The sequence below is a fragment of the Pseudomonas sp. KH_046_2 genome (assembly GCF_057838985.1).
In genome coordinates, this window is the sequence record NZ_CM174480.1 from 445,047 (window position 1) to 463,748 (window position 18,702).

The window sequence follows — 18,702 nt, forward strand, 5'->3', positions numbered from 1 at the left end:
GGGCGTGACATATAACCTGTAGGAGTGAGCCTGCTCGCGATAGCAATCTTGCAGTCAACATTGCGGCGACTGGCAGACCGCTATCGCGAGCAGGCTCACTCCTACAGGGGATCGCGTATTGGGCCGGGAGCCTAGCAGACGGTCGGTCTCAGGGACAGCTTGCGTGAATGGGATTGTCTGGTAGAATCCGCGGCCTAATTACGTGCGGTATTCAACAATAGTGTTGGGTGGCGGCACGCTAGCCTGAGGAAGACACCATGAAAGCTGATATCCATCCAGAATACCCAGCAGTTGCTGTTACCTGCAGCTGCGGCAACAAGTTCGAAACCCGTTCGACCTTCGGCAAAGCCCTGGCGATCGACGTTTGCAACGAGTGCCACCCGTTCTACACCGGTAAGCAGAAGACTCTGGACACTGGCGGCCGCGTTCAGCGCTTCGCCGACCGTTTCGGTGCTTTCGGCGCGAAAAAGGCCTAAGGCCGATCAACTTGGGAAGCCGTTCCGGTTTTTCCATGCTGATGAAAAAGGCGTCCCTCGCGGGCGCCTTTTTTATGTCCGCGATTTGGCTATCCGGCGCCCAGGCGTTTTGCCCGGCACCCAGCGGCCTGGCGTCCGTCGCGGTGCAGCGGGTGGTGGACGGCGACACCCTGCGCCTGAGCGATGGCCGCAGCGTGCGCATGATCGGCTTGAACACGCCGGAACTGGGCAAGAATGGTCGTTCCGACGAACCGTTCGCCGTGGTCGCACGCAAGCGACTCGAAACCCTGGTGGCGGCGAGTGACGGGCAGGTTGGTTTGCTGCCAGGCAAAGAAAGCAAAGACCATTACGGTCGCACCCTGGCCCATGTCTACGGTGCCGATGGCGCCAACCTCGAAGCGCAAATGCTCGCCGAAGGCCTGGGGTTTCAGGTGGCGGTGGCACCGAATGTCGATCTGGTCGCCTGTCAGCAAGCCGCAGAAAACAGCGCTCGGCAGGCCGGGCTCGGTGTGTGGCGCCAGTCGCCTGTACTGAAGGCGGAGCAGATCAGCACTTCCGGCTTTGCCGTGCTCAGCGGTCGTGTGAGCAAGGTGCAACGCAATCGTGGCGGGGTTTGGATCGAATTGCAGGATTCGGTTGTATTGAAGGTTGCGCCCAATCTCCTGGGACGGTTCGATGCGGCCTCGCTGGAACGGCTCGAAGGCAAGCAGATCGAGGCGCGCGGCTGGGTCCTGGATCGTTCGCGACGTGGCGGACTGAAAGAAGGTCAGGCGCGCTGGATGTTGCCCTTGACCGACCCGGCGATGTTACAAGTCGTGCAGTGATAAATAATTGTAGACATTTTTTCTGCCGATTGTGAACAGTATAACCCTTGTGTGCCGTGGCTCTTGGCCCAAAGTCGTAGGGCCGGGCGCTTGACAGGGGTGACCGGTCAGTCTTGTGGGGACTTTGCGAGGCGCGTATCCTCGCTGACCAGTCTGTCCAACAGTAAAAGCGGAATGCCAAAATGTCTGATCTGAAAACTGCCGCTCTCGAATATCATGCCAATCCTCGTCCAGGGAAGCTGAGTGTCGAGCTCACCAAGGCCACTGCTACCGCTCGCGACCTGTCGCTGGCGTACAGCCCGGGCGTAGCCGAACCAGTACGCGAGATCGCCCGCGATCCTGAACTGGCCTACAAGTACACCGGCAAAGGCAACCTGGTTGCAGTCATTTCCGATGGCACCGCGATTCTCGGCCTGGGTAACCTCGGCCCATTGGCTTCCAAGCCAGTGATGGAAGGTAAAGGCGTACTGTTCAAGCGCTTCGCCGGCATCGACGTTTTCGACATCGAAGTCGACTCCGAAAGCCCGCAAGCCTTCATCGACACCGTCAAGCGCATCTCCATCACCTTCGGTGGCATCAACCTGGAAGACATCAAGGCGCCAGAGTGCTTTGAAATCGAACGCGCTCTGATCGAGCAGTGCGATATTCCGGTATTCCACGATGACCAGCACGGCACCGCTATCGTGACCGCCGCCGGCATGATCAACGCCCTGGAAATCGCTGGCAAAACCCTGCCGCAAGCCAAGATCGTCTGCCTGGGTGCCGGCGCTGCCGCTATCTCCTGCATGAAGTTGCTGGTGAGCATGGGCGCCAACATCGAAAACATCTACATGGTCGACCGTACCGGCGTGATCCACTCCGGCCGTGACGACCTGAACCAGTACAAGGCTGTGTTTGCTCACGCGACCGACAAGCGCACCCTGGCTGACGCTCTGAAAGGCGCTGACGTGTTCGTTGGCCTGTCCGGCCCGAACCTGCTGAGCGCTGAAGGCCTGCTGTCGATGGCGCCGAACCCTATCGTGTTCGCCTGCTCCAACCCTGATCCGGAAATCTCCCCGGAACTGGCGCACGCTACCCGTAGCGACGTGATCATGGCCACCGGTCGTTCCGACTACCCGAACCAGGTCAACAACGTACTGGGCTTCCCGTTCATCTTCCGCGGTGCCCTGGACGTTCGCGCCAAGCGCATCAACGAAGAAATGAAAGTGGCTGCGGCCAACGCCCTGCGTGAACTGGCCAAGCTGCCAGTACCTCAGGAAGTGTGCGACGCCTATGGCGGCATCAAGCTGGAATTCGGTCGTGAGTACATCATTCCGAAGCCAATGGATGCCCGTCTGATCACCCTGATCTCCGATGCCGTGGCTAAAGCCGCCATCGAGACCGGCGTGGCAACCCTGCCGTATCCGAAGAACTACCCGCTCAAAAGCGTGGATGACGTGTTCAACGGCTAAGCCGTTGTAGCGCTTCAACGAAAAGCCCCGGCTTGTGAGAGTCGGGGCTTTTTTTGTGCCTGAGGGTTTTGGGCTGGCTTTCAGGTTGCTATCGCGAGCAGTCTCGCTCCTACGTTGGAATGCGTACCCCTGTAGGAGCGAGCCTGCTCGCGATGGCGGTGTTACAAGAAACCCGGATATCAAAAAGCCCCGCCTTCCAAAGAAGAGCGGGGCTTTTTGCCTTGCGTCCGATCAGAACAAATCGATCGGTGCCGCTTCATCCGCTGGCAGCGGGCTGCCAGGTGCCAGGCCGTTGCCCAGTTCGTTCCCCGACGGTGGCGTATCTTCGACCTTGAACAGTTCGAAGTAGGCCCCCGGGGTGCCCGGGCTGGCCGCGCGGCCGCTGATCGGATCGACTCGCAGGCTGAGGATGCCTTCGGGCTCCGATTGCGTATGCGGCGGTTTGCCTTTGAGCGCGGCGCCCATGTAGTTCATCCAGATCGGTAGCGCGACGGTGCCGCCGAACTCCTTGCGACCCAGGCTTTCCGGTTGATCGAAACCGGTCCACACGGTCGTCACGTAATCGGCGTTGTAGCCGGAGAACCAGGCGTCCTTGGATTCGTTGGTCGTACCGGTCTTGCCGGCAATGTCAGGGCGGCCCAGGGCCAGTGCGCGGCGACCGGTGCCGAGCTTGATCACGTCCTCAAGCATGCTGTTGAGGATGTACGTGGTGCGCCCGTCAACGATGCGTTCGGCCACGGCGGGGGCTTGTGGCGTAGGCGTAGTGCCCGGGGTATCGCCTGCCGTCGCGTTGACGGTGAAGGCTTGAGGGACAGCTGGCGCGGCAATGCCATCGCTGGCCGCGCCGCCCTGAGGCACGCTCGGCGGGTTGGCGACGAACAGCGTATCGCCGTTGCGGCTTTCGATCTTGTCGATGATGAACGGGGTGATCTTGTAGCCGCCGTTGGCAAAGGTGCTCCAGCCGGTGGCGATTTCCATTGGCGTCAGGGTCGCGGTACCCAGCGCCAGGGACAGGTTGGGCGGCAGGTCCTGTTTGTTGAAGCCGAAGCGCGTGATGTAGTCGATGGTCTTGCCGACGCCCATCGCCTGCAGCAAGCGGATCGACACCAGGTTGCGCGACTTGTACAGGGCTTCACGCAGGCGAATCGGGCCGAGGAAGGTGTTGGTGTCGTTCTTCGGGCGCCAGACCTTGTCCAGGTACTCGTCGACGAACACGATCGGTGCATCGTTCACCAGACTGGAGGCGGTGTAGCCGCTATCCAGTGCGGCGGCGTAGACGAAAGGTTTGAAGCTCGAGCCCGGCTGGCGCTTGGCCTGCAATGCGCGGTTGTAGTTGCTCTGCTCGAAGGCGAAACCGCCGACCAGCGAACGAATGGCGCCGTTCTGTGGGTCCAGGGACACCAGCGCGCCCTGGGCCTGCGGGATCTGGCTGAATTTCAGCGAATTGTCCGGCTGACGCTGCACGCGAATCAGATCGCCGACCTGGGCCACGTCCGAGGGTTGTTTCGGGTTGGCGCCCATGCTGTTGGTGTTCAGGAACGGACGGGCCCATTTCATGGTGTCCCAGTTCACGTGTTCCTGGCCGGTGCGGGTCAGCACTTGCAGACCGCTCTTGTCGACCAGAGTCACGATGGCCGGTTCCAGGCCGCTGATGGTGCGTTGTTTGGTCAGCTCGGTTGCCCAGGCTTCGCGAGTCTTGCCCGGCAGCCGCGACTCTGGCCCGCGATAGCCGTGGCGCTGATCGTAGGTCATCAAGCCTTCGTGGACCGCATTGTTGGCCATTTCCTGAAGGTCGCTCGGCACCGTGGTGGTGACGCGGAAGCCTTCGGTATACGCGTCGCTACCGTAACGCCCGACCATTTCGGCACGGGCCATTTCGGCGATGTACGGGGCACTCACTTCCGGAGTCGGCACGTGATAGCTGGCGTTCAGCGGCTCGTTGACCGCAGTGGTGTAGTCGGCCTCGCTGATTTTTCCGAGCTTGTACATGCGCCCCAGGATCCAGTCGCGACGCTCCTTGCTGCGCGCCGGGTTGGCCAGCGGGTTGAAGCGCGACGGCGCCTTGGGCAGGCCGGCAATCATCGCCATCTGCGCCAGCGTGACGTCGCGGATCGATTTGCCGTAATAGACCTGCGCTGCCGCCTCGATGCCATAGGCGCGGTTACCCAGGTAGATCTTGTTGACGTACAGCTCGAGGATCTCGTCCTTGGTCAGCTGGCGTTCGATCTGCAGGGCCAGGAGGATCTCGGTGGTCTTGCGCGAAAAGCTGCGTTCGCTGGTCAGGAAGAAGTTCTTCGCCACCTGCATGGTGATCGTGCTGCCGCCGGACTGGATGTGTCCGCTTTTGACCAGTTGGGTCGCGGCGCGCATCAGGCTGCTCGGATCGACACCGTAGTGGTTGGCGAAATTGTCGTCTTCAGCACTTAGTAACGCATTGATGAAATTGGGGGGAATGTCGGCGAAACGGATCGGTGTACGGCGCATTTCGCCAAATTCTGCGATCAACTTGTTATCGCTGCTGTAGACCCGCAAAGGGATCTGCAACTGGATGCTTCTCAGCGCCTCCACGGACGGAAGTCCGGGACTAAGGTAGAGGTACGCCCCGCTCAGACCCAGAAGGAGTCCGCAGAAAACCGCGACGATGGACCAACCGAAAAACTTCAGCAGACGAATCAAGGCTTTTGGATATCCAGGGCAAAAATGAATTGGGCAACAGGGTTCAGGCTATATGAGAACGACCCGCGCTTGAGCAAATGCGGAAAAAAACGCTGGGCATTATAAGCATTTTTCTGATCGGGAGCGTGGCTGGCGCTGCTGTCAAGACGGGCGGATTGAACGCAATGGACATTGCAGAGTCCGTAACTCACGGAAAGTCATAGGGAATTGGTAGTGCCAGGACTCTTCAACAAAAAATCCAATACGCTGCTGGGAATCGATATCAGCTCCACCTCGGTGAAACTTCTTGAGTTGAGCCGTCAAGGTGGGCGTTTTCGAGTCGAGGCCTATGCGGTCGAACCGTTGCCGGTCGGCGCGGTGGTCGAAAAGAATATCGCCGAGCTCGAAGGCGTGGGGTTGGCCCTTGCGCGTGCGCTGGCCAAGGCCAGAACCGGCCAGAAGAACGTGGCCGTGGCCGTGGCAGGCTCGGCGGTGATCACCAAGACCATCGAGATGGAGGCCGGTCTTTCCGAGGACGAGATGGAAAGCCAGCTGAAGATCGAGGCCGATCAGTACATTCCTTATCCCCTGGACGAAGTCGCGATCGACTTTGAAGTCCAGGGCACCTGCGGGCGCAATCCCGAGCGCGTCAACGTGCTGCTCGCCGCTTGTCGCAAGGAAAACGTCGAAGTCCGCGAGGCCGCCCTGGCCCTGGCGGGGCTGACCGCCCGCGTGGTCGATGTCGAGGCCTACGCGCTGGAGCGTTCATTCGAATTGCTGGCCAGCCGGCTCGCGGTTTCCGGGGGGGCTTCGACGGTCGCAGTGGTGGACATCGGCGCCACCATGACCACCCTGAGCGTGCTGCACAACGGGCGGACCATCTACACCCGCGAACAACTGTTCGGCGGTCGGCAACTGACCGAGGAAATCCAGCGGCGCTATGGCCTGACGCTGGAGCAGGCGGGGTTGGCGCAAAAGAAGGGTGGTTTGCCGGATGGCTATGTCGGTGAGGTCTTGCAGCCATTTCGCGAAGCGCTGGTGCAGCAGGTGTCGCGCTCGTTGCATTTTTTCTTTGCTTCCGGCCAGTACAGTGCCGTCGACCATGTCCTGCTGGCCGGCGGTACGGCGTCGATCCCGGGGCTGGACCGTTTGATCGAGCAGCAATTGGGTACGCCGACCCAGGTCGCGAACCCTTTTTGCGAAATGACTCTGGGCAGCAAGATCAATGGTGCTGCCCTGGCGAGTGATGCGCCGGCGTTGATGATCGCCTGTGGTCTGGCCCTCAGGAGCTTCGACTGATGGCGCGGATCAACCTTTTACCCTGGCGCGAGGAGCGGCGTGAAGTCCGTCGCAAGCGCTTCCTGCTGGTCCTGGTGGCCGTGATGGTGGGCACGATGGGCGCGGTGCTGTTCGCCAACCAGGTCATCAGCGGCGCCATCGACCGGCAAGTCGCCCGTAACGATTACATCGGCAAGCAAGTCGCCGTGGTCGATGAGCGGATCACACAGATCAATGATCTCAAGGCGCGCCGTGAGCAACTGGTCGAGCGCATGCGCATCATCCAGGACCTGCAGGGCAATCGCCAAATCAGCGGGCGAGTATTTGACCAGTTGGCGCGTGCCTTGCCCGACGGCGTGTATTTCACCGAAGTGAAAATGTCCGCAAAGACTTTGTCCATCACCGGCGCTGCGCAATCCAACAACCGTGTTTCAGAATTGATGCGCAGCCTCGAGGCATCAGACTGGTTCGATGCGCCGAGCCTGACCGAAGTCAAGGCCACGGCTGCCGGGCAGGTGGCGCAAGCCAACGTCTTCCAGTTGACCGTTCGCCAGACTCAACCCGCAGCACCGGAGCAGGGTAAATGAGTCCATCCAAATGGTTCGAAGGGCTGCGCAGGATCGACATCAATGAGCTCGATACCAGCAACATGGGTTCATGGCCGCCGGCGATCAAGTTCCTGGTGGCCGGTTTGCTCATGCTTCTGGTACTGGCCCTGGGCTACAACTTTTCCACCCGCGACCTTGTGAGCCAGCTCGATCTCAAGCGCGAGGAAGAGTCGACACTCAAGGAACAGTTCGCTGGCAAAGCCCGCATGGCGGTGAACCTGGATCTATACACCCGGCAGTTGGAGGAGATGGAGAATTCCTTCGGTGTGCTGCTGCGGCAACTGCCCGGCGACACCGAAGTCCCCGGCTTGCTGGAAGACATCACGCGTACGGGCCTGGGCAGCGGCCTGGAGTTCGAAGAGATCAAGCTGCTGGCGGAGGTCGCCCAGCCGTTCTACATCGAACTGCCGATCCAGATCACGGTCACCGGGGATTACCACGACCTGGCGACCTTCGTCAGTGGTGTGGCCGGATTGCCGCGAATCGTTACTTTGCACGATTTCGATCTTGTCCCCGTCAGCCCCGAGGGTGGTCCGAAGCTGCGCTTGACCATCCTCGCCAAGACCTACCGCTACAGCGACAAGGGGCAGCATCAATGAGTTCGGCACGTTGTTTTTCGGTGGTGGTGTTGCTGTCTGCCCTGTCCGGTTGTGGCGCAGGCGATGACTACACCGATCTGGACGCGTTCATGAACGAAATGCGCCTGCGCGGGCCGGGGAGGATTGAACCAACGCCGGTATTCCGGTCTTACCCGGCATTCACTTACAACGCGGCGAATCTGCGCAGCCCGTTTTCACCGCAGATCAGCACTGATCTGGCGGCCCGGCGGCGGGGTTCGCATAACGTCAAGCCCGACCCGGGTCGGGTCAGGCACTACCTCGAAGGCTTCAACATCGAGCAGTTTGAAATGGTCGGTACCCTTTCCAATGCAACGGGCTCCTATGCCTTGCTGCGCGGGGCGGGTGGGGTGCACCGGCTGAAAGTCGGCGATTACCTGGGGCGTAACGACGGACGGATCGTTGCGATCAGCGGCTCGCAAGTCGATGTGGTTGAAATTATCCCTGATGGTCAGGGTGCTTGGCTGGAGCGTCCCCGAATCATTCCTTTGAAAGAGCACTCATAGTGGAACTCCAATAATGAACAGGATTCTCTCCACCGTCGGCCTTTCGCTATGGATAGCGTTGTTGTCGCCGATGGTACAAGCGGCCAATCTCAAGGCGCTGGATGTCGCTGCGCTGCCAGGAGACCGTGTCGAGTTGAAGTTGTCGTTCGATGCGCCGCCCCCGGCGCCCCACGGCTATACGACGGATTCACCGGCCCGGATTGCCCTGGATTTGCCGGGCGTCACCAGTCAGCTGGCCAGCAAGACCCGCGATCTCGGCAGTGGAAATGCCCGCAGTGCAACGGTGGTGGAGGCCCGGGACCGTACGCGACTGGTCATCAACCTGACCCAGCCGGCCCCGTACGACTCGCGAATTGAAGGCAATAATTTGCTGGTTGTTGTCGGGCAGGGGGTAAAGCCGTCGACATCCCGGCCGGCGGCTACAGCAACGCCGGTTCCGGCACGAGCCGCCGCGACGGCAGGCAAGGCCATTCGGGGTGTGGATTTCCAGCGGGGAACCCAGGGTGAAGGCAACGTGGTGATCGACTTGTCGGATCCATCGATTGCGCCGGACATACAAGAGCGTGAGGGCCGGATCATCGTTGGGTTCGCCAAAACCCGATTGCCCGAACCGTTGCGCGTGCGTCTGGACGTGAAGGATTTCGCCACGCCCGTGCAGTTCGTCAATGCCAGTGTGAGTGGTGATCGAGCCGTCATCAGCATTGAGCCCGGCGGCACGTTCGATTACTCGACCTATCAGACTGACAATAAGCTCACGGTCAGCGTTCGCCCGGCGACGGTCGACGAGCTGCAAAAGCGCAATGCCGGGCAACAGGCCTACAGCGGCGAGAAGCTATCGCTGAATTTCCAGGACATCGATGTGCGCTCGGTGCTGCAACTGATCGCCGATTTCACCAACCTCAACCTGGTGGCCAGCGACACGGTCCAGGGGGGGATTACCCTGCGCCTGCAGAACGTGCCATGGGATCAGGCGCTGGATCTGGTGCTGAAAACCAAGGGGCTGGATAAGCGAAAGGTTGGCAATGTCCTGCTTGTTGCGCCGGCCGATGAAATTGCTGCCCGTGAGCGTCAGGAGCTCGAATCGCAGAAGCAGATTGCCGATCTGGCGCCATTGCGCCGGGAGCTGTTGCAGGTCAATTACGCCAAGGCGGCGGACATCGCCAAGCTCTTCCAGTCGGTGACCAGTGCCGAAGCGAAACCCGACGAACGGGGGTCGATCACCGTCGATGAGCGCACCAACAACATCATTGCCTACCAGACCCAGGACCGGCTGGACGAGCTGCGCAGGATCGTCACGCAGCTGGATATCCCTGTGCGTCAGGTGATGATCGAGGCGCGCATTGTCGAAGCCAACGTCGACTATGACAAAAGCCTCGGGGTGCGCTGGGGCGGTTCGATACAGAACAAGGGCAACTGGAACACCTCCGGTGTCAGCAACGGACTCAATGGGTCATCGACCATCGGCACGCCCGGCAGTACCAGCACCAACTCACCGTTCGTCGACATGGGCGTAGCCAACAACACCTCGGGAATCGGCATCGCGTTCATCACCGATAACGTCTTGCTGGACCTGGAGCTGACGGCCATGGAGAAAACCGGCAACGGGGAAATCGTCTCGCAGCCCAAGGTGGTCACGTCCGACAAGGAAACCGCGAAAATCCTCAAGGGCACCGAGATTCCCTATCAGGAAGCCAGCTCCAGCGGTGCGACTTCGGTGTCGTTCAAGGAGGCTTCGCTGTCGCTGGAGGTGACGCCGCAGATCACGCCGGACAACCGGATCATCATGGAGGTCAAGGTCACCAAGGACGAGCCGGACTATCTGAACAAGGTCCAGGATGTACCGCCCATCAAGAAAAACGAAGTCAACGCCAAGGTCCTGGTCAACGATGGCGAGACCATCGTCATTGGCGGTGTTTTCTCAAATACTCAGAGCAAGGTTGTAGATAAGGTGCCATTTCTTGGCGATGTGCCGTATCTTGGCCGCCTTTTCCGGCGTGACGTGGTTTCGGAGAAAAAATCCGAGCTGTTGGTATTCCTCACTCCGCGTATCATGAATAATCGGGCGATTGCTGTGAGTCATTGATTCTGTGCGAAATTTGATTCTTGTTGGACCGATGGGCGCTGGAAAAAGCACCATCGGCCGGTTGCTGGCCAAAGAGCTGCGCCTGCCATTCAAAGATTCCGATAAGGAAATTGAATTGCGTACGGGCGCCAATATCCCTTGGATCTTCGATAAGGAAGGCGAACCGGGCTTTCGTGATCGCGAGCAGGCAATGATTGCCGAGCTGTGCGATTGCGACGGTGTGGTGCTGGCGACAGGCGGCGGCGCGGTCATGCGTGAGGCCAATCGTCGGGCACTGCATGCCGGTGGGCGTGTGGTTTATCTGCACGCGTCGGTCGAGCAGCAGGTCGGCCGCACGTCCCGCGACCGCAATCGGCCATTGTTGCGTACTGCCGATCCGGCCAAGACCCTTCGGGATCTGCTGGCGATCCGCGATCCGCTTTATCGGGAAATTGCCGACCTGGTGGTCGAAACCGATGAGCGGCCGCCACGAATGGTCGTACTCGACATTCTGGAGCGTCTGCAGCAGCTGCCACCCCGTTAAAGCGCCGCGCGAAATGCGCTATTCTCGGCGTCCCGCCATGACCACTCTAGGTTGTGGCGGATGGCTACCGAACGGCGTCACACCAGCTGAGGCCGTGGATATTCGTTAACTCAGGGCAGAACGCCTGATTCCATCTTCACTGTGGGGACACATGCAGACACTCAAGGTCGATCTAGGCGAGCGCAGCTACCCGATTCATATTGGCGAAGGTTTGTTGGATCAGCCTGAGCTGCTGGCCCCGCACATTCGCGGACGGCAAGTAGCGATCATCTCCAACGAGACTGTTGCGCCGCTCTATCTCGAGCGTCTGACCCGCAGCCTGGCGCAGTTCTCGGTGATTTCCGTGGTACTGCCCGACGGTGAAGCCTTCAAGACTTGGGAAACCCTGCAACTGATTTTCGACGGTCTGCTGACTGCTCGGCATGACCGCCGTACCACGGTGATCGCCCTCGGTGGCGGTGTGATCGGTGACATGGCCGGCTTCGCCGCCGCCTGCTACCAGCGCGGCGTCGATTTCATCCAGGTTCCGACCACGCTGCTGTCGCAGGTCGACTCCTCGGTGGGCGGCAAGACCGGGATCAACCATCCGATGGGCAAGAACATGGTCGGCGCCTTCTATCAGCCGAACGTGGTGCTGATCGATACCGCCAGCCTCAATACCCTTCCGGCACGCGAGCTGTCCGCCGGGCTGGCCGAAGTCATCAAGTACGGGCTGATCTGTGATGAGCCGTTCCTGACCTGGCTCGAAGACAACGTCGACCGCCTGCGCAATCTGGACCAGCAAGCCCTGACCTATGCCATCGAGCGTTCCTGCGCGGCCAAGGCGGCGGTAGTCGGTGCCGATGAGAAAGAGACGGGCGTTCGTGCCACCTTGAACCTGGGCCACACGTTTGGCCACGCCATCGAAACCCACATGGGCTATGGTGTATGGCTTCATGGTGAGGCAGTGGCTGCTGGCACCGTAATGGCGCTGGAAATGTCCGCGCGACTCGGCTGGATCAGCGAACAGGAGCGCGATCGCGGCATTCGTCTGTTCCAACGTGCGGGGCTGCCGGTCATTCCGCCAGAAGAGATGACAGAAGCCGATTTCCTCGAACATATGTCCATTGATAAAAAAGTGATCGACGGTCGTTTGCGCCTGGTGCTGCTGCGCCACATGGGCGAAGCGGTGGTGACCGACGATTATCCGAAAGAGGTTCTACAGGCCACGCTGGGGGCAGACTACCGCGCCCTGGCCCAGCTTAAAGGTTAATAAGAACACGATGACTAGTTTGCATGCCGACGAGGCTTTCCTCGGCCATTACCAGTTGAGTCATGACCCTTTTGCTCCACGGGTGCCTGGCTTCAAATTTTTCCCGGCCCAGCGCAAGCCCGTGCTGGGGCAACTGCATCACCTGGCCCGCTACAGCCAGTTGCTGCTGGTGGTCACCGGCCCCGAGGGCAGTGGCAAGACCCTGTTGCGTCAGGCCCTGGTCGCCAGCACCAACAAGCAATCGGTACAAAGTGTGGTGGTTTCTGCCCGCGGCGCCGGCGATGCGGCCGGTGTGCTGCGCCAGGTGGCCCAGGCGCTGAACGTCGGCCAGGCTGATGCCGACGCGATTCTGGCCCAGGTGGTGCAGCTTGCACTGACCGGGCAAGAAGTCTATTTGCTGGTCGATGACGCCGAACAACTCGACGAGTCCGCCCTTGAGGCTCTGATGGTCCTGGCTGCCGGCGCGCCGGAAGGCCGCCCGCATGTGTTCCTGTTCGGTGAGACCTCGCTGATCGGTCAGCTTGAGGCTTTGCATCTCGAGGAAGAACGCTTCCACGTCATCGAGTTGCAGCCCTACACCGAAGAAGAAACCCGCGAATATCTGGAGCAGCGGCTCGAAGGCGCGGGTCGCGGTATCGAACTTTTCACCGCGGATCAGATCTCTGATATTCACGAAAGCTCCGAAGGCTGGCCTGGCAGCATCAATCAGGTCGCCCGCGATGCAATGATCGAAGCCATGATCGCCAGCCGCTCAGCGGTCAAGCGTCCAAAAATGGGGTTCAATATGCCAAAGAAACACGTATTGGCGATTTCCGCCGTTGTCGTGGTCGCGGTAGCTGCCGCCTGGTTGATTCCGGGTCGCAACAAGGCACCGACCACCGGTGCACCGGCCAATGAGCAGGCGCAACTGCCGCTTGGCCAGGGCCAGCCAACCGCGAATGGCGGTGCTCCGGCCGTCGAATTCGCCGGTAACACGCAACCGATGCCATTGCCGTTGGTCGGTAACTCGCAACCGGTCATGCGCGCCCCGCTGGCTGAAGCCGCAGGCGGCATCACCGAAGGCGATGATGGCGTTCCGGTCGAAGGTTCCAGCGCTACGCCACCGACCGTTACCACTACTGCACCACCTGCGGGCGTTCCTGCCGGCCCTGCGCCGACGCCAACGCCGACGCCAGCGGCCAAACCGACACCAGCGCCGACACAGGTCGCCGCCGCCAAGCCCGCGCCTGCTCCAGTGGCCAAGCCTGCTCCGGCGCCAGCCAAGCCAGCCGTTGCTGCGGCGGCCAAGCCTGCCGAGAAACCGGCTCCGGTGGCCAAGGCTGCTGGCGGTACCTGGTACGCCGGTCAGGCGCCGGGCAACTACGTGGTACAAATCCTCGGCACCAGCTCCGAAACGGCCGCACAAAGCTTCGTCAAGGAGCAGGGCGGCGAGTACCGTTATTTCAAGAAAGTCCTCAATGGCAAGCCGCTCTACGTGATCACCTACGGCAACTTCGCCAATCGTGATGCAGCCGTTTCCGCCATCAAGGCCTTGCCAGCGAAGGTTCAGGCTGGTAAACCTTGGCCTCGCACTGTCGCCAGCGTCCAACAGGAACTGGCAACAACTCGCTGAAGATTCGGCGGCCTTACCCAGGCCGCCTCTCCAAGCACCTCAAAATTTCTACAAGTGCGCGCCGCCTTCCGGGCTGCGTGCCTTGTGGTGTCTGCGTCACAGTAGTCTTTGAGTCGTTGCGGTCAAAATTAAAAAAAGTTTTGACTAGCACAGCAGATCGCTTTAAACCTTTCACAAATGCGACATAGATTTGCGACATTTCGTCGTCAAATTTGTGAGCCTCCGTGTCGGTGTGTACAATGACCTCCCTTTTGCCCCCGCAAAGCTGGCGTACGTTCGGCGCGGTTGGTAAGTGGTTGAATTGAAAAGAAATTTGCTTCGAGAGAAGCAGCCTGGTGAGAAAGTGTCTATGAAAGCAGGTCTGTACCAACCAGATGAATTCAAGGATAACTGCGGTTTCGGCCTGATAGCCCATATGCAGGGCGAGCCCAGTCATACCCTTTTGCAAACGGCCATCGAGGCCCTGACCTGCATGACCCACCGCGGTGGGATTAATGCCGACGGCAAGACCGGTGACGGTTGCGGTCTGCTGATTCAAAAGCCGGACGTGTTCCTGCGAGCCATCGCCCAGGAAACCTTCGGCGTCGAAATGCCCAAGCAATACGCCGTGGGCATGGTTTTCTTCAACCAGGACCCGGTCAAAGCCGAAGCCGCTCGCGAGAACATGAACCGCGAGATCCTTGCTGCCGGTCTGCAACTGGTCGGCTGGCGCAAAGTGCCGATCGACACCAGCGTCCTCGGCCGCCTGGCCCTTGAGCGCCTGCCGCAGATCGAGCAAGTGTTCATCGGCGGTGAAGGCCTGGGCGATCAGGACATGGCCGTCAAATTGTTCACTTCTCGTCGTCGCTCGTCCGTGGCCAACGCCGCCGACACCGATCACTACGTGTGCAGCTTTTCCCACAAGACCATCATTTACAAAGGCCTGATGATGCCGGCGGACTTGACCGCCTTCTATCCGGACCTGAGCGATGAGCGCCTGCAAACCTCGATTTGCGTGTTCCACCAGCGCTTCTCCACCAACACCCTGCCGAAATGGCCGCTGGCTCAACCGTTCCGCTTCCTGGCGCACAACGGCGAGATCAACACCATCACCGGCAACCGCAACTGGGCCGTGGCCCGTCGCACCAAGTTCACCAACGATCTGATGGACCTGGAAGAGCTCGGCCCGCTGGTCAACCGCGTGGGTTCCGACTCTTCGAGCATGGACAACATGCTCGAACTGATGGTCACCGGTGGCATCGACCTGTTCCGTGGCGTGCGGATGATCATTCCGCCTGCGTGGCAGAACGTCGAGACCATGGACCCGGATCTGCGTGCGTTCTACGAATACAACTCGATGCACATGGAACCGTGGGACGGCCCGGCCGGCGTGGTAATGACCGACGGTCGTTACGCGGTGTGCCTGCTCGACCGTAACGGTCTGCGTCCGGCGCGTTGGGTCACCACCAAGAACGGTTTCATCACCCTGGCTTCGGAAATCGGTGTCTGGAACTACCAGCCTGAAGATGTGATAGCCAAGGGCCGTGTGGGCCCGGGCCAGATCTTTGCCGTGGACACCGAAACCGGTCAGATCCTCGACACCGACGCCATCGACAACCGCCTGAAGTCCCGTCATCCGTACAAGCAATGGCTGCGCAAGAATGCCCTGCGCATCCAGGCGACCATGGAAGACAACGACCACGGTTCGGCGTTCTACGACGTCGATCAGCTCAAGCAATACATGAAGATGTACCAGGTCACGTTCGAAGAGCGCGACCAGGTGCTGCGTCCGCTCGGCGAACAGGGCTACGAAGCCGTGGGCTCGATGGGCGACGATACGCCGATGGCCGTGCTGTCCCAGCGCGTGCGCACGCCGTACGACTATTTCCGCCAGCAGTTCGCGCAGGTCACCAACCCGCCGATCGACCCGCTGCGTGAAGCCATCGTCATGTCGCTGGAAATCTGCCTCGGTGCCGAGCGCAACATTTTCCAGGAGTCGCCGGAACACGCTTCGCGCGTGATCCTCAGCTCGCCGGTCATTTCCCCGGCCAAGTGGCGCTCGCTGATGAACCTTGATCGTCCGGGCTTCGAGCGCGCGATCATCGATCTGAACTACGACGAGAGCGTCGGCCTCGAAGCGGCGATCCGCAACGTCGCCGATCAGGCTGAAGAAGCCGTGCGCGCTGGTCGTACCCAGGTTGTGCTGAGTGACCGTCACATTGCCCCGGGCAAGTTGCCGATCCACGCTTCGCTCGCCACCGGTGCTGTGCACCACCGCCTGACCGAGAAAGGCCTGCGTTGCGACTCCAACATCCTTGTTGAAACCGCGACCGCACGTGACCCGCATCACTTCGCCGTGTTGATCGGTTTCGGCGCCTCTGCCGTCTATCCGTTCCTGGCCTACGAAGTGCTGGGCGACCTGATCCGTACCGGTGAAGTACTGGGCGACCTCTATGAGGTGTTCAAGAACTACCGTAAAGGCATCACCAAGGGCCTGCTCAAGATCCTGTCGAAGATGGGCATCTCGACCATCACGTCGTACCGTGGTGCGCAGTTGTTCGAAGCCATCGGCCTGTCCGAGGAAGTCTGCAACCTGAGCTTCCGTGGCGTGCCAAGCCGTATCAAGGGTGCGCGTTTCGTCGACATCGAAGCCGAGCAGAAAGCCCTGGCCACCGAAGCCTGGAGCCCGCGCAAGCCGATCCAGCAAGGCGGCCTGCTGAAGTTCGTCCACGGTGGTGAATATCACGCGTACAACCCGGACGTGGTCAACACCCTGCAAGCCGCTGTGCAGCAGGGCGATTACAGCAAGTTCAAGGAATACACGTCGCTGGTGGACAACCGCCCGGTGTCGATGATCCGCGACCTGCTGAAAGTCAAAACCCTCGACACTCCATTGGATATGAGCGAAATCGAGCCGCTGGAATCGGTGCTCAAGCGCTTCGATTCCGCCGGTATCTCGCTGGGCGCCCTGTCGCCGGAAGCTCACGAAGCCCTGGCCGAAGCCATGAACCGCCTCGGTGCGCGTTCCAACTCCGGCGAAGGCGGCGAAGACCCGGCGCGCTACGGCACCATCAAGAGCTCGAAAATCAAGCAGGTTGCCACCGGCCGCTTCGGGGTGACCCCGGAATACCTGGTCAACGCTGAAGTGCTGCAGATCAAGGTCGCTCAAGGCGCCAAGCCGGGCGAAGGTGGTCAACTGCCAGGCGGCAAGGTCAACGGTCTGATCGCCAAGCTGCGTTACGCAGTGCCGGGCGTGACCCTGATTTCGCCACCGCCGCACCACGACATCTATTCGATCGAAGACTTGTCGCAGCTGATTTTCGACCTGAAACAAGTCAACCCGAAGGCACTGGTCTCGGTGAAGCTGGTAGCGGAAGCGGGCGTCGGCACCATCGCCGCCGGTGTGGCCAAGGCCTACGCGGACTTGATCACCATTTCCGGCTACGACGGCGGCACCGGTGCATCGCCGCTGACCTCGATCAAATACGCGGGCGCTCCGTGGGAGCTCGGCCTGGCCGAAACCCACCAGACCCTGCGCGGCAACGACCTGCGCGGCAAAGTCCGGGTACAGACCGACGGCGGCCTGAAAACCGGCCTCGACGTGATCAAGGCGGCGATCCTCGGCGCCGAAAGCTTCGGCTTCGGCACCGCACCCATGATCGCCCTGGGCTGCAAATACCTGCGCATCTGCCACCTGAACAACTGCGCCACCGGCGTCGCGACTCAGAATGAGAAGCTGCGCAAGGATCACTACATCGGTACCGTCGACATGGTGGTGAATTTCTTCACCTACGTCGCCGAAGAAACCCGTGAGTGGTTGGCCAAGCTCGGCGTGCGCTCCCTCGAAGAGCTGATCGGCCGTACCGATCTGCTGGAAGTCCTCGAAGGCCAGACCGCCAAGCAGCATCACCTGGACCTGACCCCGTTGCTGGGCAGCGATCACGTGCCGGCGGACAAGCCGCAGTTCTGTGGTGTTGAGCGCAACCCGCCGTTCGACAAGGGCCTGCTGGCCGAGAAAATGGTCGACTTGGCCACCTCGGCGATCAACGACCTGAGCGGCGCCGAGTTCGCCCTGGATATCTGCAACTGCGACCGTTCGATCGGCGCGCGGATCTCCGGTGAAATCGCCCGTAAGCACGGCAACCAGGGCATGGCCAACGCACCGGTCACGTTCCGCTTCAAAGGCACGGCCGGGCAGAGCTTCGGCGTGTGGAACGCCGGCGGCCTGCACATGTACCTGGAAGGCGACGCCAACGACTACGTCGGAAAGGGCATGACCGGCGGCAAGCTGGTGATCGTTCCGCCGAAAGGCAGCGTCTACCGCACCCAGGACAGTGCCATCATCGGCAACACCTGCCTGTACGGCGCCACTGGCGGCAAGCTGTTCGCCGCCGGCACCGCGGGCGAGCGTTTCGCCGTGCGTAACTCCGGTGCCCACACCGTCGTGGAAGGCACTGGCGATCACTGCTGCGAGTACATGACCGGTGGTTTCGTCTGCGTATTGGGCAAGACCGGTTACAACTTCGGCTCTGGCATGACTGGCGGTTTCGCCTACGTGCTCGACCAGGACAACACCTTCGTTGACCGGGTCAACCACGAACTGGTGGAAATCCAGCGGATCAGCGGCGAGGCGATGGAAGCCTACCGCAGCCACCTGCAGCGCGTGCTGAACGAGTACGTCGAGGAGACCGACAGCGAGTGGGGTCGTGAACTCGCCGAGAACCTCGATGATTACGTGCGTCGTTTCTGGCTGGTCAAGCCCAAGGCTGCCAACCTGAAATCGTTGCTTTCCAGCACCCGTGCCAACCCGCAGTGATATGCGCCTGAAGAGTTTGATG

At 60.7% G+C, this 18,702-nt stretch carries 13 protein-coding genes; 12 read left to right on the top strand and 1 reads right to left on the bottom strand.

The window, feature by feature from the left end; translation table 11 throughout:
- Nucleotides 1-257 precede the first annotated feature (257 nt).
- The 3 genes from rpmE (at nucleotide 258) to AC3IX1_RS02065 (ending at nucleotide 2,751) form a co-directional block, all read left to right on the top strand.
- Nucleotides 258-476, top strand: coding sequence for a 50S ribosomal protein L31 (gene rpmE, locus AC3IX1_RS02055; RefSeq protein WP_008047849.1), 219 nt, complete (start codon nucleotides 258-260; stop codon nucleotides 474-476).
- Nucleotides 477-511: 35 nt separating this feature from the next.
- Nucleotides 512-1,300 (top strand): thermonuclease family protein, encoded by a 789-nt coding sequence (locus tag AC3IX1_RS02060; protein WP_489386932.1) that lies wholly within the window; start codon nucleotides 512-514, stop codon nucleotides 1,298-1,300.
- Between the two features lie 182 nt (nucleotides 1,301-1,482).
- Nucleotides 1,483-2,751, top strand: coding sequence for a malic enzyme-like NAD(P)-binding protein (locus AC3IX1_RS02065; RefSeq protein ID WP_489386933.1), 1,269 nt, complete (start codon nucleotides 1,483-1,485; stop codon nucleotides 2,749-2,751).
- A 231-nt stretch (nucleotides 2,752-2,982) separates the two neighbouring features.
- Here the strand turns inward: AC3IX1_RS02065 and AC3IX1_RS02070 are convergent, their stop codons facing one another.
- Nucleotides 2,983-5,424 (bottom strand): penicillin-binding protein 1A, encoded by a 2,442-nt coding sequence (locus tag AC3IX1_RS02070; protein ID WP_489388675.1) that lies wholly within the window; start codon nucleotides 5,422-5,424, stop codon nucleotides 2,983-2,985.
- A gap of 216 nt (nucleotides 5,425-5,640) precedes the next feature.
- Here AC3IX1_RS02070 and AC3IX1_RS02075 point away from each other — a divergent pair, with 216 nt between their 5' ends.
- From AC3IX1_RS02075 to gltB, 9 genes are all read left to right on the top strand, one after another.
- Nucleotides 5,641-6,705: a pilus assembly protein PilM gene (locus tag AC3IX1_RS02075; protein ID WP_489386934.1), complete on the top strand. Its 1,065-nt coding sequence runs from the start codon at nucleotides 5,641-5,643 to the stop codon at nucleotides 6,703-6,705.
- Complete coding sequence (locus AC3IX1_RS02080; protein ID WP_489386935.1) at nucleotides 6,705-7,271, top strand: PilN domain-containing protein; 567 nt, start codon at nucleotides 6,705-6,707, stop codon at nucleotides 7,269-7,271. Before AC3IX1_RS02075 ends, AC3IX1_RS02080 begins: the two co-directional genes overlap by 1 nt.
- Nucleotides 7,268-7,891: a type IV pilus inner membrane component PilO gene (locus AC3IX1_RS02085; RefSeq protein WP_489386936.1), complete on the top strand. Its 624-nt coding sequence runs from the start codon at nucleotides 7,268-7,270 to the stop codon at nucleotides 7,889-7,891. Before AC3IX1_RS02080 ends, AC3IX1_RS02085 begins: the two co-directional genes overlap by 4 nt.
- Nucleotides 7,888-8,415, top strand: a complete 528-nt coding sequence (locus tag AC3IX1_RS02090) for a pilus assembly protein PilP (RefSeq protein WP_489386937.1) — start codon at nucleotides 7,888-7,890, stop codon at nucleotides 8,413-8,415. Before AC3IX1_RS02085 ends, AC3IX1_RS02090 begins: the two co-directional genes overlap by 4 nt.
- Before the next feature lie 13 nt (nucleotides 8,416-8,428).
- Nucleotides 8,429-10,498, top strand: a complete 2,070-nt coding sequence (locus AC3IX1_RS02095) for a type IV pilus secretin PilQ (protein ID WP_489386938.1) — start codon at nucleotides 8,429-8,431, stop codon at nucleotides 10,496-10,498.
- A gap of 4 nt (nucleotides 10,499-10,502) precedes the next feature.
- The gene (aroK, locus tag AC3IX1_RS02100) at nucleotides 10,503-11,021 is read left to right on the top strand and encodes a shikimate kinase AroK (protein WP_057712350.1); all 519 of its coding nucleotides are present in this window, start codon (nucleotides 10,503-10,505) and stop codon (nucleotides 11,019-11,021) included.
- A 151-nt stretch (nucleotides 11,022-11,172) separates the two neighbouring features.
- A complete protein-coding gene (gene aroB / locus AC3IX1_RS02105) occupies nucleotides 11,173-12,273 on the top strand; it encodes a 3-dehydroquinate synthase (RefSeq protein WP_489326528.1) in 1,101 nt (366 codons plus the stop codon).
- Nucleotides 12,274-12,283: 10 nt separating this feature from the next.
- Nucleotides 12,284-13,885: an AAA family ATPase gene (locus AC3IX1_RS02110; protein ID WP_489386939.1), complete on the top strand. Its 1,602-nt coding sequence runs from the start codon at nucleotides 12,284-12,286 to the stop codon at nucleotides 13,883-13,885.
- 349 nt (nucleotides 13,886-14,234) lie between these two features.
- Nucleotides 14,235-18,680 (top strand): glutamate synthase large subunit, encoded by a 4,446-nt coding sequence (gene gltB / locus AC3IX1_RS02115; protein ID WP_489388676.1) that lies wholly within the window; start codon nucleotides 14,235-14,237, stop codon nucleotides 18,678-18,680.
- Nucleotides 18,681-18,702 lie beyond the last annotated feature (22 nt).

Excerpts from the sequence above, each read along its gene's own strand:
- rpmE (WP_008047849.1), top strand. The coding sequence starts at position 258 with ATGAAAGCTGATATCCATCCAGAATACCCAGCAGTTGCTGTTACCTGC.
- AC3IX1_RS02060 (WP_489386932.1), top strand. The coding sequence starts at position 512 with ATGCTGATGAAAAAGGCGTCCCTCGCGGGCGCCTTTTTTATGTCCGCG.
- AC3IX1_RS02065 (WP_489386933.1), top strand. The coding sequence starts at position 1,483 with ATGTCTGATCTGAAAACTGCCGCTCTCGAATATCATGCCAATCCTCGT.
- AC3IX1_RS02080 (WP_489386935.1), top strand. The coding sequence starts at position 6,705 with ATGGCGCGGATCAACCTTTTACCCTGGCGCGAGGAGCGGCGTGAAGTC.
- AC3IX1_RS02085 (WP_489386936.1), top strand. The coding sequence starts at position 7,268 with ATGAGTCCATCCAAATGGTTCGAAGGGCTGCGCAGGATCGACATCAAT.
- AC3IX1_RS02090 (WP_489386937.1), top strand. The coding sequence starts at position 7,888 with ATGAGTTCGGCACGTTGTTTTTCGGTGGTGGTGTTGCTGTCTGCCCTG.
- AC3IX1_RS02095 (WP_489386938.1), top strand. The coding sequence starts at position 8,429 with ATGAACAGGATTCTCTCCACCGTCGGCCTTTCGCTATGGATAGCGTTG.
- aroB (WP_489326528.1), top strand. The coding sequence starts at position 11,173 with ATGCAGACACTCAAGGTCGATCTAGGCGAGCGCAGCTACCCGATTCAT.
- AC3IX1_RS02110 (WP_489386939.1), top strand. The coding sequence starts at position 12,284 with ATGACTAGTTTGCATGCCGACGAGGCTTTCCTCGGCCATTACCAGTTG.
- gltB (WP_489388676.1), top strand. The coding sequence starts at position 14,235 with ATGAAAGCAGGTCTGTACCAACCAGATGAATTCAAGGATAACTGCGGT.